Genomic DNA, 14534 nt, shown 5'->3' on the forward strand with positions numbered 1-14534 from the left:
GTAACCCTGACGCGATCAAGATTCGTCACCGGCTTGACAGGTGACGTTTCCGTCCGGCAGAGTCGTCACCAGTCAGACCGGTAATGATCCGGTCCCCAGCGAAGGAACACCATGGAACTCACGCTCGAGATCGCCGTCCTCCCCGTCTCCGATGTGGATCGCGCGAAGGCCTTCTACGAGAGGATCGGCTTCCGACTGGACGCCGACTTCACCAGCCCTGCCGGGCTGCGCGTTGTGCAGCTCACGCCTCCCGGTTCGGCGGCGTCCATCATCTTCGGCGAGAAGCTCACCACCGCCCTCCCCGGATCGGCCGACGGCCTGCACCTGATCACCCCCGACATCGAGGGCGCGGTCGCGGAGCTGCGCGAGCGCGGCGCCGAGGTGAGCGACCTCTGGCACGATGCCGACGGCGTCTTCCACTGGGCCGGCGGTGCGAACCGCGTGCCCGGCCCCACCCCGCGACCGACAGCTACGGCACCTACGCGTCGTTCGCGGACCCGGATGGCAACGAGTGGACGATCCAGCAGGTCGTCACGCGCTTCCCGGGTCGTTGATCATGGCGCAGCTCGAAGATCCGCGGGGCGCCGAGGCCCTGCTGAAGGCGCTGCTGATCGAGGCCGCGACCGCCCACGGGCGCTACGAGGCCGAGGAGCTCGGGGGCGTGCACGACGCCGACTGGCCCGCCTGGTACGCCGCCCACATGGCGGCCGCCCTGCGCGATGCCGGTCGCGGGATCCGGGGTCTGGCATGACCACACGCGAGGACCGGGCCGCGATCGCCGTGTACCTCACGGCGCTGCGCGACGCGGGCCCCGACCTCAGCCCCGCCCTGATCGAGGCGTTCGAGCGGCTCACGCCGGGGCAGCTCGACACGCTCGCGGCCCGCGTCCTGGAGGCGCCGGCCGCCGGGGCCCGGCACACGCCCCCTCCCCCAGCGAGGCGCCCGCGCCTCGGCGAGGGACTGCGCACCACGCTGGTGCTCGCAGGCGCCTTCGCGGTGAGCCTCGCCGGCGTTGTGTGGGCGAGCCTCTCGTTCGATCAGGGGCCGCCGGATCCGGCGCCCTCGTCCTTCACGGATCCGACCGGCGTCCTCGAGGGCATCGGCCAGGCCACCTCCGAGGGCTGGTGAGCGCACCTCGAACCCGAGATCACACCAGCGGCGTGCCGTGGGTGTGGAAGGTCTCGATCGTCTTCATACCCCAGGCCTGACCCTTCTTGCGCTCCTCCTGCGACCACTCGACGACGGGCTGATCCGGATCCAGCAGCAGGCGCGCGCCGGCGTTGGCGAACTCGATGCGGTTGCCACCCGGCTCCCACACGTACAGGAAGAACGTCTGGTTGATGGCGTGCTTGTGCGGCCCGGACTCGATGTGGATGCCGTTCTCGAGGAAGATGTCGGCCGCCTTGAGGATGTCCTCTCGGGTGTCGGGGGCGAACGCGATGTGGTGCAGGCGGTTGCCGTGCTTGGTCCAGTCGTCCGAGTAGACGACGTCGTACGACTTCAGCGAGAAGTGGAACCACCAGGCGGCGAACCGGCCGTCGTCGTTGCGGATGCGCTCGGACTCGCGCATGCCGAGGGCCTTCGCGAGGAACTCGCCGTTGGCCTCGACGTCCTTCGCGAGGTAGTTGATGTGGTCGATGCGGCGGGCGTTGACGCCGTGGCCGGGGAATCGCGAGGCCTGGTTCTTGAGCGCGGGGCGATCGGCGTCGCCGGCGGCGTAGCGCTCGGTCTCGTAGTAGAGGGCCATCTCGTGGCCGTCCGGGTCGTGGAAGCGGAAGGTGCGCCCGGTGCCGACCTCCCCGTCCGCCCATCCGTCGCCGAGGCCCATGGCCTCGATGGCGGCGACGCGTCGCTCGAGGGCCTCCTGGCTCGTGGCGCGGAACGACGTCCGGCCCACGCCGGCGGTGTCGCGCGCCGTGAGCTTGATCGTGTAGAGCTCGTAGTCATCCCAGGTGCGGAGGTACACCGAGTCCCCCTCCTCGTGGACGACCCGCATCGCGAGCAGGTCCTCGAAGAACCAGCGGCTCTTCTCGAACTCGGGGGTGAAGAGCTCGACGTTGGCGAGATGCGCGACGTCGAAGGCGGTGTGGTCGGTCATGGCGGTCCTCTCTGACTGCGGTGTCACAGGCGGGGGCGCGGGAAGACCACGCCGTCGAAGATCTTGCGGGCGGTGCGCAGTGCGGCCGAGCGCGTGACGGTCGCCTCGGCGCCCGTCCCCTCGAGCGCCACCTCGACATCGAAGTGGCCGGTCGGGTGCTCGATCGCGAAGGCTCCACCCGCAGCGGGCGGACGGACGAGGTCGCGGGCGACCGAGCCCTCGGCGAGCGCTCCGGCGGCCACCGACAGCGCGCCGAGCACGCCGATCGACGTGTGCACGCGCTTCGGGATGAAGCTGCGGGTGGTGATGGCCCCGCCGCGGCGGGGCGGGCTCAGGATCACCATCTTGGGGATCGACGCCGAGCTCACATCACCGAGACCCATCCGCGCGGCCGCGGCCACCCGGATCCGCTCGACGCGCGCCGTGAGCGTCGCGTCGGCCTCGAGGTCGTCCGGCGACTCGTCGCCGTCGATGCCCAGGTCGGCGGCGCGGATCAGCACGGTCGGCATGCCGTTGTCGACGCAGGTCACCTCGATGCCCTCCACCGCGTCCACGACCGATCCGGTCGGGAGCAGCGCACCGGTGGTCGAGCCCGCGGTGTCGTCGAAGTCGAGCGAGATCGGCCCGGCCGTGCCGGGGACGCCGTCGATCGCGAGCTCGCCGTCGTAGTCGACCTCCGCCGTGCCGTCGTCGAGGACGCGGGTCGCGAACTCGGCGATGGCGAGGCTGTCGGTGTTGACCATCCGGATCCGCACCCGGGTGCGATGCGCATCGGCGGCGACGAGCCCGCGCTCGACCGCGAACGGCCCGACACCGGCCAGGATGTTGCCGCAGTTCTGGCGATCGGTGACGAAGGCCTCGTCGACGCCCAGCTGCAGGAAGAGGTAGTCGACGTCGGCGGCGGGGTCGGAGGAGGGCGAGACGACAGCGACCTTCGAGGTCAGGGGATGCGCGCCGCCGAGGCCGTCGATCTGGCGCGGATCGGGGGTGCCCATGATGCGCAGCAGAAGCTCGTCGCGCGCCTCGGGATCGGCCGGGAGATCGGAGGCGAGGAAGAACGCGCCCTTCGAGGTGCCGCCCCGCATCAGCAGGCAGCGGATCCCCCTCGACGTCGTGTGGTCAGTCACGATCCGCCTGCCTCACGTACCGGATCCCGAGGTCGTCGAGGAGCGGACGCAGACCCTTGCGGTCGAGGCTGAGCTGGCCGGCGAGGTAGGCGGCCCGATCGGCCTCCTCCTTGGCGACGCGGGCGTCGGCCGCCGCGAGCGTCTGCGCGGCCGAGGTCCGCGGCACCACCACCACGCCGTCGTCGTCGGCGATCACAACGTCGCCCGGGTGCACAAGCGCGCCGTCGACGACCACCGGGACGTTCACCGATCCGGCCGTCGCCTTCACCGTGCCCTGCGAGTGCACACCACGCGACCAGACGGGGAAGCCCATCTCGCGCAGATCGCGGGTGTCGCGGACGCCGGTGGCGGTGACGAGCCCCCGGACGCCGCGCGACGCCAGCGCCGTGGCGAACAGGTCGCCGAACGCGCCGTCGGTCGTCGGCGACGTGGTGGCGACGACAAGGATGTCGCCGGGCCGGCACTGCTCGATGGCGACGTGGATCATGAGGTTGTCGCCCGGCCAGGCCAGCACCGTGACGGCGGTGCCGCCGACGCGGGCGCCCTGCTGGATCGGGCGGATCGACGGCCCGAGAAGACCCACCCGGCCCATGGCCTCGTGGACGGTCGCGACGCCGTGCGCGGCGAGCGCGTCGACGGTCGCCGCGTCCGCACGCGCGATGTCGGTGACGACGACGCCCAGCTCGCTCATCGGACTCCCTCTCTCGGCCTCGGTCTCAGTCGAGGATCGACGTGACCTGCGGGTAGTAGCGCATGTACGCCTCGCCCATGGTCTCGTGCGGCAGGCCCAGGTTGGGGCCGGCGTTGCGCTTGACCTGCACCCCGCGACGCACGGCCAGCGCGGTGTAGTAGTCCCACATGTGCTTCTGCGCCGGCAGGCACTCCATCGCGGCCTTCTTGCGGTCGAAGGCGTCGGTGATGTCGAGCAGCACGTTCGGCTTGAAGTTGCACTGCTCGGGCTGATGCGGCTCGAAGAAGAAGACCGGCGGCGCGCCGATGATGTCGTCGCGGCCCGGATACGTGCCGTCCGCGTTCGCGACGCCGATGGCCTGCGCCAGGACGCGAGCCTGCAGCGCCATGCGCGCGGCCGCCGGGTGGTCGCCGTTGTACGGATCGGCGAGGGGGTGCGTCAGCACCACGGTGGGCTGCACCCGGCGCATCACGTCGACGAGTCGCTGCACGGCCTCGGGGCTCTCGATGAGGGGGTAGTCGCCGAGGTCGAGGAACTCGATGTCGGCGCCGAGCGCCGCCGCGGCGGCCGCCGCCTCGTCGCGGCGGGTCTGCTTGATCTCCTCGAGCGTCCTGCCCGCGAGCCACTGGCTCGCCGACTCGCCGCGCTCTCCGTAGGAGAGGCAGACGACCGTGGCCCGTTCGCCGCGCATCGCGGCGGCGGCGATGGCGCCGCCCGCGCGCCACACGAAGTCTCCCGCGTGCGCGCTGACGACGAGGAGCGAGGGCTCGGCCATGGGGTTCCGTTCTCGAGACAGGGTGGTGCGGATCTCAGTGAAGCAGGTGGCGTCGCCACCGTCAAGCGATTGTCAACAATCCTGGCGACGGGATAGGCGTAGATATTCGACGCAATCCGTGCGATCCTGCCTCCGACGACGACGTCCTACCCGGAGGATCCGATGGCGAACACCCTGCAGGAACTGCTCGACGAGCGTGGAGACACGGTCCGGATGCTGCGCGACTCGCGGCTCGGCACCTACATCTACCCCGTGGTGCCGAGCGAATTCAGCAACTGGCGACGGGAGCAGAAGGCCTGGCGCGAGACGGCCGTGCTCTACGACCAGACGCACCACATGGTCAACTTCTTCCTCTCGGGGCCGGGAGCGCTGCAGCTGCTGAGCGACACGGGGATCAACTCGTTCGCGAGCTTCCCCGTCGACACCGCGAAGCAGTTCGTGCCGGTCGCCTCCAATGGAGGCGTGATCGGCGACGGCATCCTGTTCCACGAGGCCGACCTCGACTACGTCTACGTCGGCCGCGCACCGGGTGCGAACTGGCTCCAGTTCCACGCCGAGACCGGCGGCTACGACGTCGAGTTCCGCTACGACGACCGCTCCCCCAGCCGCCCGTACGGCCAGGCGGTGCACCGCGAGTACTACCGGTTCCAGATCCAGGGCCCCCGCGCGTGGGACATCATCGAGAAGCTCCACGGCGGGCCGCTCGAGAAGGTGCGGTTCTTCCACATGGGCCACCTGGAGATCGCCGGTCGCCGCGTGCGCACCCTGCGCCACGGCATGGCCGGCGCGCCCGGGCTCGAGCTCTGGGGCCCCTACGAGGACCACGGGCTCATCCGCGATGCGATCCTCGAGGCCGGCGCCGAGTTCGGGATCGAGCCGTGCGGATCCCGCGCCTACTCGTCGAACACGCTCGAGTCGGGCTGGATCCCCTCGCCGCTGCCCGCCGTCTACTCGAGCGAGGCCGAGCGGGCCTACCGCGAGTGGCTGCCCGCGACGAGCTACGAGGCCATCAACGCGATCGCCGGATCGTTCGTGTCCTCGGACATCGAGGACTACTACCTGAACCCCTGGGAGCTCGGCTACGGATCGTTCGTGAAGTTCGACCACGACTTCATCGGCCGCGACGCCCTCGAGAAGGTGGACCCGGCTGCGCAGCGCCGCAAGGTGACGCTGGCGTGGAACGACGAGGACCTCGCGAAGATCCTCACCTCCGTCATCGAACGCGAGGGCCCCGGCTACCAGTTCTTCGACCTGCCGAACGCGAACTACGGCTCGTCGAACTTCGACGCCGTGATCGACGCCGACGGCAGGGACGTGGGTCTCAGCCTGTTCACCGGCGTCACGGCCAACGAGAGGCGCGGCCTGTCGCTGGCCACCGTCGACCCCGACGTCCCCGAGGGCGCCGAGGTGCGCGTCGTCTGGGGCGAGCCCGACGGGGGCTCCGGGAAGACCACGGTCGAGCCGCACGAGCAGATCGCCGTCCGCGCGATCGTCAGCCCGGTTCCCTACGCCGCCGTGGCGCGGGAGACCTACCACGAGGGCTGGCGCTCCTCCGGCGCCTGATCAGCGCCCGGCGACGATCCGCTGCAGCCAGGTGCGCGTCGCCCGCGTGATGTCCGAGGGGGTCCCGAGCGCCTCGAGCATGGCGAGGGCGTCGCGCATCTCGTGTTCGCGGCGCTCGGCGTGCAGATACGTGCCCGGCACCATGCGCTCGACGGTGTCGTAGCCGGTGGGGCCGAGCTCCGCGGCCATCTGGCCGCGGAGCCACTCCTCGGATCCCATCGCGCGGGCCGCCTCGAGGTTCTCGATCACGAGCGCCGCCATGCCCTTCATAAAGACCGAGCGCAGCAGCTTGAGGCGCGCCGCGTCGCCGATGCCGCCGGGGGCGACGTCGACGGGGGCGCCGTATGGGCGCATCGCGGCGGCGAACGCGGCGGCCCCCTCGCCGCTCGCGAGCAGCGGTGTGCCGAGCGCCGCCCGGGGCACGGGAGCGAGCACCGCCACGTCGGCGACCCGGACACGGGCCGCCCCGGCCAGGGTGGCGACGTCGTGCTTGACCTCGGGAGAGGCGGTGTTGAGGTCAGCCAGCAGCGCGCCGGGCGCCATGTGCTCGATCGCGTCGCGCGCGGCGCCCACCGAGGCGCGCGCGCCGACGAGGCTCAGCACGAGCTCGGCGTCGCGGACGGCCTCGGCGAGTGTGGCGACCTGCCCGGTCCCGGCGGACGCGACCCAGGGGTCGAACCCCGTCACGTGCGCGCCCGCCTCGGCAAGGCCGCGCGCGTAGAGGGCGCCGGCCTCCCCCAGCCCCATCACCGCGATGCGAGTCATGGCGCACACTCTAACCGCCGGCCGGCGGATTTACGCCACGATTGTTGACATTTTGGTCCCCCATTCGTACGCTTCGGGGAACGGAGCAACGGCGCTCCGATGCGGTCACCCGAGGCCGCGCGCCGATTCGACGACCCTCTGGACGCACGGAAGACTGGGGCGATGGCCGCTCGACTGACCTTGCAGGACGTGAACCTCCGCTTCGGCGGCGTCACGGTCCTCCACGACGTCGGCTTCACCGTGGAACCCGGCGAGATCTTCGGTCTCGTCGGCCCCAACGGAGCCGGCAAGACCTCCCTGTTCAACTGCATCAGCGGGCACTACCGCCCCACCGCCGGGACGATCTCGATCGACGACGCCGTCGTGAGCGGACTCGCGCCGTCGCGCCTCGCCGGGCACGGGCTGGCGCGGACCTTCCAGCACCCCGCTCTGCAGCTGCACGCCACGGTGCTCGAGAACGTCCTGCTGGGCGCGCACACGCGGCTGCCCGGCGGGCCGGCGGCGTGGTCGCTGCGCCTGCCGCCGACCGGCCGCCGCGAGCGCGAGCTGCGCGCCGAGGCACTCGAGCTGCTCGAGTCGCAGGGCCTCGGCTGGGCCGCCGACCTCGCGGCCGACGAGCTGTCGCACGGCCTCCACAAGGGCATCGAGCTGTGCCGCGCCCTGCTGATGCGGCCGAAGCTGCTGCTGCTCGACGAGCCCGCCGCCGGGCTCTCGCACGGAGAGGTCGAGCACTTCATCCAGACGGTCAAGGATCTGCGGGCCGACGCCGACGTGACCGTCGTCATCGTGGAGCACCACATGGGCCTGATCTCGGCCCTGACGGATCGTGTTGTTGTGCTCGATCACGGCGCCATGCTCATGCAGGGCACCGCCGCGGAGGCCCAGGCCGACCCGCGCGTCATCGAGGCGTACATCGGCAAGGAGGCCGCCGATGACGCTGCTTGAGCTCGTCGACGTCACCGCCTCGTACGGCCCCGTGCGCGTGCTGGAGGGCGTCTCGCTGAGCGTCCCCGAGGGCGGCGCCGTGGGCATCCTCGGCGCGAACGGCGCCGGCAAGACCACAACGCTGCGCGCCATCAGCGGCGTTGTGCGCACCACGGGCGTCATCCGCTTCGACGGCGACGACATCCGGGGCCTGCGCCCCGATCAGGTCGCGGCCCGCGGCATCGCCCACGTCCCCGAGGGGCGCGGCACGCTCCCCAACCTGACCGTCCGCGAGAACCTCATGGTGGGCGCGTACCTGCGCAAGGATCGCCGCGAGCTCGCGACCGACGTCGACTATCTGCTCGATCTGTTCCCGAACCTCGCCGCGCGCATCTCGCACAATGCCTCGGCGATGTCGGGCGGCGAGCAGCAGATGCTGGCGATCGCCCGGGCGTTCATGGCCAAGCCGCGCCTGCTCATCCTCGACGAGCCGTCGCTCGGGCTCGCCCCGAGCACGGCCAAGAACGTGTACGAGGCGATCCGCCGGCTGCGCAGGGAGTCCGGGATCGCCATGCTCGTGGTCGAGCAGAACGCCAACCTCGCCTTCAGCATCGTCGACACCGCCACGGTGCTCGAGACCGGCCGGAGCGTGCTGACGGGAACGTCGGCCGAGCTCAAGGGCCGCGACGAGATCCGCCGTGCCTACCTGGGAGGCTGACGTGGGCACCTTCATCCAGCTCGTCGTCGACGGCCTCGCCATGGGGTCCATCTACGGTGCGATCGCCCTGGCGATCGTGCTCGTGAACCAGTCGACCGGCATGATCAACTTCGCACAGGGCGGCATGGCCGTCCTGTCCGCCTACTTCGCGTATGCCCTTCTCGGAATGGGACTGCCGCTGATCCTGGCGATCCTCGTCGCCGTCGCGATCTCGTTCGTGCTCGGCGCCCTCATCGAGCGGCTGCTGATGCGCCGCTTCGAGAGCGGCGACCCGGACACCGCGGTGGTCGTCACGATCGGCCTGCTCACCCTCATCACCGGCATCGCGGGAATGGTCTGGTCGTACAACAACCTGCAGTTCCCCTCCCTGTTCCCGCCGGACTCGTTCAGCGTCCTCGGGGCGGCGGTGAGCTGGCGCTCGCTCGGCACCTTCCTGACGATCGCCGCGATCATGGTTCTGCTGCAGCTGATGTTCCAGAAGACCAAGGTGGGCCTGGCGCTGCGCGCGGTGGCCGACAACCCGAAGTCGTCGGCGTTCTCGGGCCTGCCCGTCGGCCGGCTCCTCATGATCGGCTGGGGTCTGGCCGCGGCGCTCGGCGCGGTCGCCGGAGCCCTCGTCGCCCCGCGCCTATCGCTCACCCCCGGCATGCTCGACGGCGCGCTCGTCTACGCACTGGCGGCGGTGATCCTCGGCGGCGCGTCCAGCCCGATCGGCGTGGTCTTCGCGGCCTGGCTGATCGGCGTGCTCGAGAACCTGGCCGCCGTCTATGTGCCGTTCATCGGCCATGACCTGAAGATCGCCGTGCCGTTCGTCCTGCTGTTCATGGTGCTGCTCGTGCGCCCCCAGGGACTGTTCGGCCGCAAGACAGTGGTGCGTGTGTGATGCCGAAGATGAAGGAGCTCTGGAGCAACCGCTGGGTGCGCCTCGGCGTCGCCGCGCTGGTCGTGCTGATCCTGGTGCTCGCGCCCTGGAACCTCGACCCCGCCACCAACCAGGCCCTCGCGCGCGTCGGCGTCTTCGCCGTCGCCGTGCTCGGTCTCAACGTGATCATGGGCTACACGGGACAGGTGTCGCTCGGTCAGATCTTCTTCCTCGGCCTCGGCGCGTACGTCACCGCATACGGGGTCAACGAGGACTGGAACATCGCACTGGTCTTCCTGCTCGCGGTGGTCATCCCGGGCATCGCCGGCTACGTCGTCGCCCTCGCGGCGGCGCGCCTCGGCGGCCTCGCGATCGCGATGGTCACCATCGCGCTCCCCATCATCGGCGTGCCGCTGGCGAAGCGCCTCTCCGACGTCACGGGCGGCTCGCAGGGCACCTCGGCGCGCTTCACCTCGGCACCGGACTGGTTCGGGGCCGACCTCGACGACATCTGGCAGTACTACATCGTGTTGGCCATCGCGGCGGCCGTGTTCGTGCTCGTGCACAACCTCGTGCGCGGCAAGTTCGGCCGGGCGCTGGCCATCGTCAAGGAGAACGAGGCGGTCGCCTCGTCGATGGGAATCTCGCCCTACCGCTACAAGGTGATGGCCTTCACGATCGCGGCGATGATCGGGGGCGTGAGCGGCTTCCTCTACATGGTGGTCGTGCAGTACACGTCGCCCGAGACCCTCGCCTTCCACCACTCGATCAACCTGCTCGCCTCGATGGTGATCGGCGGGGCCGGGTCGATCGCCGGCTCCCTCCTCGGCGGCGCGTACTACGTGCTCGTCCCGAATGTGACGAACGAGATCGATCCGACGCTCACCGCGCTGATCCAGGGTGTCATCCTTCTGGTGGTGCTCTTCGTCCTGCCGGGAGGCATCGCGAGCCTGCCGCGGGTGATCCGCCGCCTGTTCCAGAAGAAGGACGGCGGCGGCGATCGCACCGCCGGACGGCCCACCACCGCGACCGGCACCCTGAAGACGCACTGACAAGTCCCCACCCACCCACACCAGCAGTACCCACCCAGGAGGTCAGCATGAACATGCGCAGCAAGGCGGTGAAGGCCATGGGCATCGTCGCCATCGGCTCCGTCGTGGCGCTCACGCTCGCGGGTTGCAGCCGCGGCGGCGACGCCGGCGGCGGCGACGACGGCAAGGGCGGCGACTCCGGCGCCCCGGCCGCGAGCCCGGGAATCACGGACGACGCCATCACGCTCGGCGTGACCACGCCGCTGTCGGGCGCCACCGCGGGCCCCGGCAACTGCACCGTCGCCGGTCTCGTGGCCTACTTCGGTCAGGCCGGCCCGATCGAGTTCGGCGACGGCAAGACCCGCGAGGTCACCGTCGAGGCGTTCGACGACGCGTACGACCCGCAGAAGGCGCTGTCGAACTTCCAGCAGAACCAGTCGAACGTCTTCGCGTTCACCTCGGGTCTGGGAACGCCGACCAACCGCGCCTACCGCGAGGCGGCCATCGAGGAGGAGGTGCCGCAGGCGCTCGTCATGACCGGCGACCCGCTCTTCTCCGACCGCACCGAGAGCCCGTGGCAGCTCGGCTTCGTGCCGATCTACCAGAACGAGGGCGCGGCGTTCGGCGAGCTGCTCGCCTCGTCCGAGGAGGACCACAAGGTCGCGATCCTCTTCCAGAATGACGACTACGGCAAGGGCTACGTCGAGGGCTTCAAGTCGGCCATCGAGGGCGCCGACAACATCGAGGTCGTCAAGGAGCTCTCGTACGAGGCCACCGACACCGCGGTGGACGCCCAGCTCACCGAGCTCGCGGCCAGCGGCGCCGACGTGTTCTTCAACGCGATGTCGATCACCCCCCTCGCGATCGCCTCGATCGAGAAGGCGCGCGAGCTGTCGTGGACCCCGAGCTGGTTCCTGCCCTCGAACACCTCGAGCCCGGGCGCGATCCTCACCCCGGCCGCGGCCAACGCCGAGGACGGCTTCTACTCGGTCTCGTTCGCGAAGGCCCCGCAGAGCCCGGCCTTCGCCGAGGACGAGGACGTCAAGGGGTTCCTCGCCGCGCTCGAGGAGTTCTCGGGCGACTACACCACCAAGCCGGACTTCCCGCACTGCATGTGGAGCTACATGGTCGGCGCCACGCTCGAGGAGGCCTTCAAGGGCATGACCGAGCCGACGCGCGAGAACTTCATGAAGTCGCTCACGGACATCTCGGACTTCACCGCTCCGCTGATGCTCGAGGGCACCTCCATCGACACCACGAAGGACGGCCAGCCGGCCGTCGCCTCGGTCGTTGTGCAGCGCTTCAACGGCAAGGGCTACGAGAACGCCGAGTCGTTCGACTGATCTCGCCCCGCACGACAGAGGGCCCCCGGTTCGCCGGGGGCCCTCTGTCGTGCGCTCAGGATCAGCGCAGCTCGGAGAGCAGGTCCACGATCCCCTGCAGGTGGTGCCGGGTCGCGGCCGCCGCGGCATCCGGGTCGCGCGCGAGCACCGCGTCGATGATCGCGATGTGCTCCGGGGCCGACTGGTTGATGCGCCCCGGGTGGTAGGCGAGACGGAACTGGTGGCGGGCCGACTGCGCGAGCAGGCGCTCCAGCAGCTGCGTCGCGGTGACGTGGCCCGAGAGGTCGCGCAGGCGCCGGTCCATCTCCTGGTTGAGCGCCGCGTAGCCGACGAGGTCGCCCCGGCCGGCCGCCTCGGCGATCCGGTCACGCAGCGCGGCGAGCTCGGCCGCGTCCTCGTCGCTGAGGTTCTCGGCCGCCTTGCGGGCGCACAGCTCCTCGAGGCCCATCCGCACCTCGACGATCTCGATGGCCTCCTCGACGCTGATGGCCCGGACGCGGGCGCCCCGGTTCGGCAGGCGCTCCACGAGGCCCTCGCCCGCCAGCTCGAGCAGCGCGGTGCGCACCGACGCGCGGCTCGCCTCGAAGCGGTCGCTGAGATCCGCCTCGATCAGCCGCTGGTGCGGGGCGAAGTCGCTGCGCAGGATCGCGTCGCGGATGCGCGCCGTCAGATCCTGCTGGTCGGTGGTGGCGTCGGTCATCCCCTCATTGTGGAGGATCGCCACCCGGATTGTCGCGAATTCTGTGGACAGGATGCGCGCGATCCCCGGGTGACGGCGAGCCCCGGACCGGCGCAGGATGACCCCATGTCTCCCCACACGCGCCGCACCTCCGCCCTCGTCGCGACCCTCGCCCTGTGCCTCGCGGGCGGGATCGTCGCCGCTCCCGCCGTCGCCGATCCGCGCGCCGAGGACAAGACCGCCACCGCCACGGGCCGCGGCGGAGCGGTGAGCACCGTCGATCCCGAGGCGTCCGCCGCCGCCATCGAGGTGCTGCGCAAGGGCGGAAACGCCGCGGACGCCGCCGTGGCCGCCGCCGCGACGCTCGGGGTCACCGAGCCGTACAGCGCCGGGGTGGGAGGCGGGGGCTACCTCGTCTACTACGACGCGGCCAGCGGCGAGGTGGGCACCATCGACGGCCGCGAGACCGCCCCCGCGGAGATGCCGCACAACGCCTTCATCGATCCGGACACCGGTCAGCCGTACCGGTTCACACCCGAGCTCGTCACAAGCGGCGTCTCAGTGGGCGTGCCGGGGACGCCCGCCACCTGGGAGCGCGCGCTCGAGCGCTGGGGGACGCTGAGTCTCGGCGAGGCCCTGCGCCCCGCCATCAAGGTCGCCACCCGCGGCTTCGTCGTCGACGAGACCTTCCGCCAGCAGACCCTCGACAACAAGGTGCGCTTCGAGGCGTTCACCTCGACGAGCGACCTGTTCCTGCCTGGCGGCGACGCCCCGGAGGTCGGCACCGTCTTCCGCAACCACGATCTCGCGGCGACCTATCGCCTGCTCGCCCGCCGCGGAACGGAGGCCTTCTACTCCGGCGCGCTGGCCGAGGACATCGCCGCGGCCGTGCAGGCGCCGCCGATCAGCGACGACACGGCCCTGCCCGTGCCCGTCGGCCACCTGACCACCGACGACCTCGCCGCCTACCGCGCCCTCGACCAGGCGCCCACACGGGTGGAGTACCGCGGCCTCGACGTCTACGGCATGGCGCCCTCGAGCAGCGGCGGCACCACCGTGGGCGAGGCGCTGAACATCCTCGGCACCGTCGACCTCTCGGAGATGAGCACCCCGGATGCGCTGCATCACTACCTCGAGGCCAGCGCGCTGGCCTTCGCGGACCGCGGAGCGTATGTCGGCGATCCGGCGTTTGTGGACGTCCCCACGGCGGCCCTCACCGACCCGGCCTTCGGCGCGGAGCGCGCCTGCGAGATCGACCCGCTGCACGCGGCGGCGAAGCCCGTGCCCGCCGGGGACGTGCTCTCGTATGACGGCGTGTGCCCCGCGGACGCCGCCGGGCAGGCCGACGAGACCGACACCGAGAACATCTCCACGACGAACCTGACGGTCGCCGACAAGTGGGGGAACGTCGCCGAGTACACGCTGACGATCGAGCAGACGGGCGGATCCGGCATCACCGTCCCCGGGCGCGGCTTCCTGCTCAACAACGAGCTGACCGACTTCTCGACGGTCTACAACGCGAGCGATCCGAACCGCATCGAGCCGGGCAAGCGGCCCCGCTCGTCGATGTCCCCGACGATCGTGCTGAAAGACGGCGATCCCTTCCTCGCGCTCGGGTCGCCCGGCGGATCGACCATCATCACCACCGTGCTGCAGACGATCGTGAATCGCGTCGACCTCGGCATGACACTCCCGGAGGCGATCGCCGCGCCCCGCGCCTCGCAGCGCAACACGGCGGCCGTCACGGCCGAGCCCGACTTCATCGCCGCCCACGGCGAGGAGCTGCGCCCCTACGGCCACAGCCTCACCCCGTCGGGCGACGCCTTCACGTCGGCGGCCGAGATCGGCGCGGCGACCGCGATCGAGTTCGGTCCGGGCGGTGTCCTCACCGCCGCGGCGGAGCCGGCGCGGCGCGGCGGAGGATCGGCGATGGTGGTGAAGCCCTCGCGCTGAGCCGT

Annotated in this window: 15 protein-coding genes and 1 pseudogene; 10 read left to right on the forward strand and 6 right to left on the reverse strand. The window is 71.0% G+C overall.

Annotation, left to right across the window (positions count from 1 at the left end):
- Nucleotides 1-111: 111 nt before the first annotated feature.
- The 3 genes and pseudogenes from ACOKGD_RS11245 to ACOKGD_RS11255 form a co-directional block, all read left to right on the forward strand.
- Nucleotides 112-327, forward strand: a pseudogene (locus ACOKGD_RS11245) (VOC family protein); the annotation flags it as partial.
- A gap of 229 nt (nt 328-556) precedes the next feature.
- Entirely contained in the window at nt 557-751 is a 195-nt protein-coding gene (locus ACOKGD_RS11250) for a hypothetical protein (RefSeq protein WP_342337496.1), read from the forward strand.
- Nucleotides 748-1128, forward strand: a complete 381-nt coding sequence (locus ACOKGD_RS11255; protein ID WP_342337497.1) for a hypothetical protein — start codon at nt 748-750, stop codon at nt 1126-1128. The genes ACOKGD_RS11250 and ACOKGD_RS11255 overlap by 4 nt, the downstream gene beginning before the upstream one ends.
- 19 nt (nt 1129-1147) lie before the next feature.
- Here the strand turns inward: ACOKGD_RS11255 and ACOKGD_RS11260 are convergent, their stop codons facing one another.
- Genes ACOKGD_RS11260 through ACOKGD_RS11275 form a run of 4 tightly spaced genes read right to left on the reverse strand, consistent with a single transcriptional unit; the run spans nt 1148 to nt 4691 of the window.
- Nucleotides 1148-2098 carry a VOC family protein gene (locus tag ACOKGD_RS11260; RefSeq protein WP_342337413.1) on the reverse strand — a complete coding sequence of 317 codons (951 nt, stop codon included), beginning with the start codon at nt 2096-2098 and terminating at the stop codon, nt 1148-1150.
- A 23-nt stretch (nt 2099-2121) separates the two neighbouring features.
- Nucleotides 2122-3225: a 4-oxalomesaconate tautomerase gene (locus ACOKGD_RS11265; protein ID WP_342337414.1), complete on the reverse strand. Its 1104-nt coding sequence runs from the start codon at nt 3223-3225 to the stop codon at nt 2122-2124.
- The gene (locus ACOKGD_RS11270) at nt 3218-3916 is read right to left on the reverse strand and encodes a 4-carboxy-4-hydroxy-2-oxoadipate aldolase/oxaloacetate decarboxylase (RefSeq protein ID WP_342337415.1); all 699 of its coding nucleotides are present in this window, start codon (nt 3914-3916) and stop codon (nt 3218-3220) included. The genes ACOKGD_RS11265 and ACOKGD_RS11270 overlap by 8 nt, the downstream gene beginning before the upstream one ends.
- Nucleotides 3917-3941: 25 nt before the next feature.
- The gene (locus tag ACOKGD_RS11275; RefSeq protein WP_342337416.1) at nt 3942-4691 is read right to left on the reverse strand and encodes a PIG-L deacetylase family protein; all 750 of its coding nucleotides are present in this window, start codon (nt 4689-4691) and stop codon (nt 3942-3944) included.
- Between the two features lie 162 nt (nt 4692-4853).
- Between ACOKGD_RS11275 and ligM the strand changes: the two genes are divergently transcribed.
- The gene (gene ligM / locus ACOKGD_RS11280; RefSeq protein WP_342337417.1) at nt 4854-6254 is read left to right on the forward strand and encodes a vanillate/3-O-methylgallate O-demethylase; all 1401 of its coding nucleotides are present in this window, start codon (nt 4854-4856) and stop codon (nt 6252-6254) included.
- Here ligM and ACOKGD_RS11285 read toward each other — a convergent pair whose 3' ends face one another.
- Nucleotides 6255-7019: a DUF1932 domain-containing protein gene (locus ACOKGD_RS11285; RefSeq protein ID WP_342337418.1), complete on the reverse strand. Its 765-nt coding sequence runs from the start codon at nt 7017-7019 to the stop codon at nt 6255-6257.
- Between the two features lie 162 nt (nt 7020-7181).
- Here ACOKGD_RS11285 and ACOKGD_RS11290 point away from each other — a divergent pair, with 162 nt between their 5' ends.
- Genes ACOKGD_RS11290 through ACOKGD_RS11310 form a run of 5 tightly spaced genes read left to right on the forward strand, consistent with a single transcriptional unit; the run spans nt 7182 to nt 11897 of the window.
- The gene (locus ACOKGD_RS11290) at nt 7182-7964 is read left to right on the forward strand and encodes an ABC transporter ATP-binding protein (protein ID WP_342337419.1); all 783 of its coding nucleotides are present in this window, start codon (nt 7182-7184) and stop codon (nt 7962-7964) included.
- Nucleotides 7951-8661 carry an ABC transporter ATP-binding protein gene (locus ACOKGD_RS11295; protein WP_342337420.1) on the forward strand — a complete coding sequence of 237 codons (711 nt, stop codon included), beginning with the start codon at nt 7951-7953 and terminating at the stop codon, nt 8659-8661. The genes ACOKGD_RS11290 and ACOKGD_RS11295 overlap by 14 nt, the downstream gene beginning before the upstream one ends.
- A gap of 1 nt (nt 8662) precedes the next feature.
- Nucleotides 8663-9544, forward strand: a complete 882-nt coding sequence (locus tag ACOKGD_RS11300) for a branched-chain amino acid ABC transporter permease (RefSeq protein ID WP_342337421.1) — start codon at nt 8663-8665, stop codon at nt 9542-9544.
- Nucleotides 9544-10575: a branched-chain amino acid ABC transporter permease gene (locus ACOKGD_RS11305; protein ID WP_342337422.1), complete on the forward strand. Its 1032-nt coding sequence runs from the start codon at nt 9544-9546 to the stop codon at nt 10573-10575. The genes ACOKGD_RS11300 and ACOKGD_RS11305 overlap by 1 nt, the downstream gene beginning before the upstream one ends.
- Before the next feature lie 47 nt (nt 10576-10622).
- The gene (locus ACOKGD_RS11310; protein ID WP_342337423.1) at nt 10623-11897 is read left to right on the forward strand and encodes an ABC transporter substrate-binding protein; all 1275 of its coding nucleotides are present in this window, start codon (nt 10623-10625) and stop codon (nt 11895-11897) included.
- A 61-nt stretch (nt 11898-11958) separates the two neighbouring features.
- Here ACOKGD_RS11310 and ACOKGD_RS11315 read toward each other — a convergent pair whose 3' ends face one another.
- A complete protein-coding gene (locus ACOKGD_RS11315; protein ID WP_342337424.1) occupies nt 11959-12597 on the reverse strand; it encodes a GntR family transcriptional regulator in 639 nt (212 codons plus the stop codon).
- Between the two features lie 105 nt (nt 12598-12702).
- Here ACOKGD_RS11315 and ggt point away from each other — a divergent pair, with 105 nt between their 5' ends.
- Nucleotides 12703-14529 carry a gamma-glutamyltransferase gene (ggt, locus tag ACOKGD_RS11320; protein WP_342337425.1) on the forward strand — a complete coding sequence of 609 codons (1827 nt, stop codon included), beginning with the start codon at nt 12703-12705 and terminating at the stop codon, nt 14527-14529.
- Nucleotides 14530-14534 lie beyond the last annotated feature (5 nt).

The organism is Microbacterium phosphatis (assembly GCF_049177115.1).
GTDB classification, from domain to species: Bacteria; Actinomycetota; Actinomycetes; order Actinomycetales; family Microbacteriaceae; genus Microbacterium; species Microbacterium phosphatis.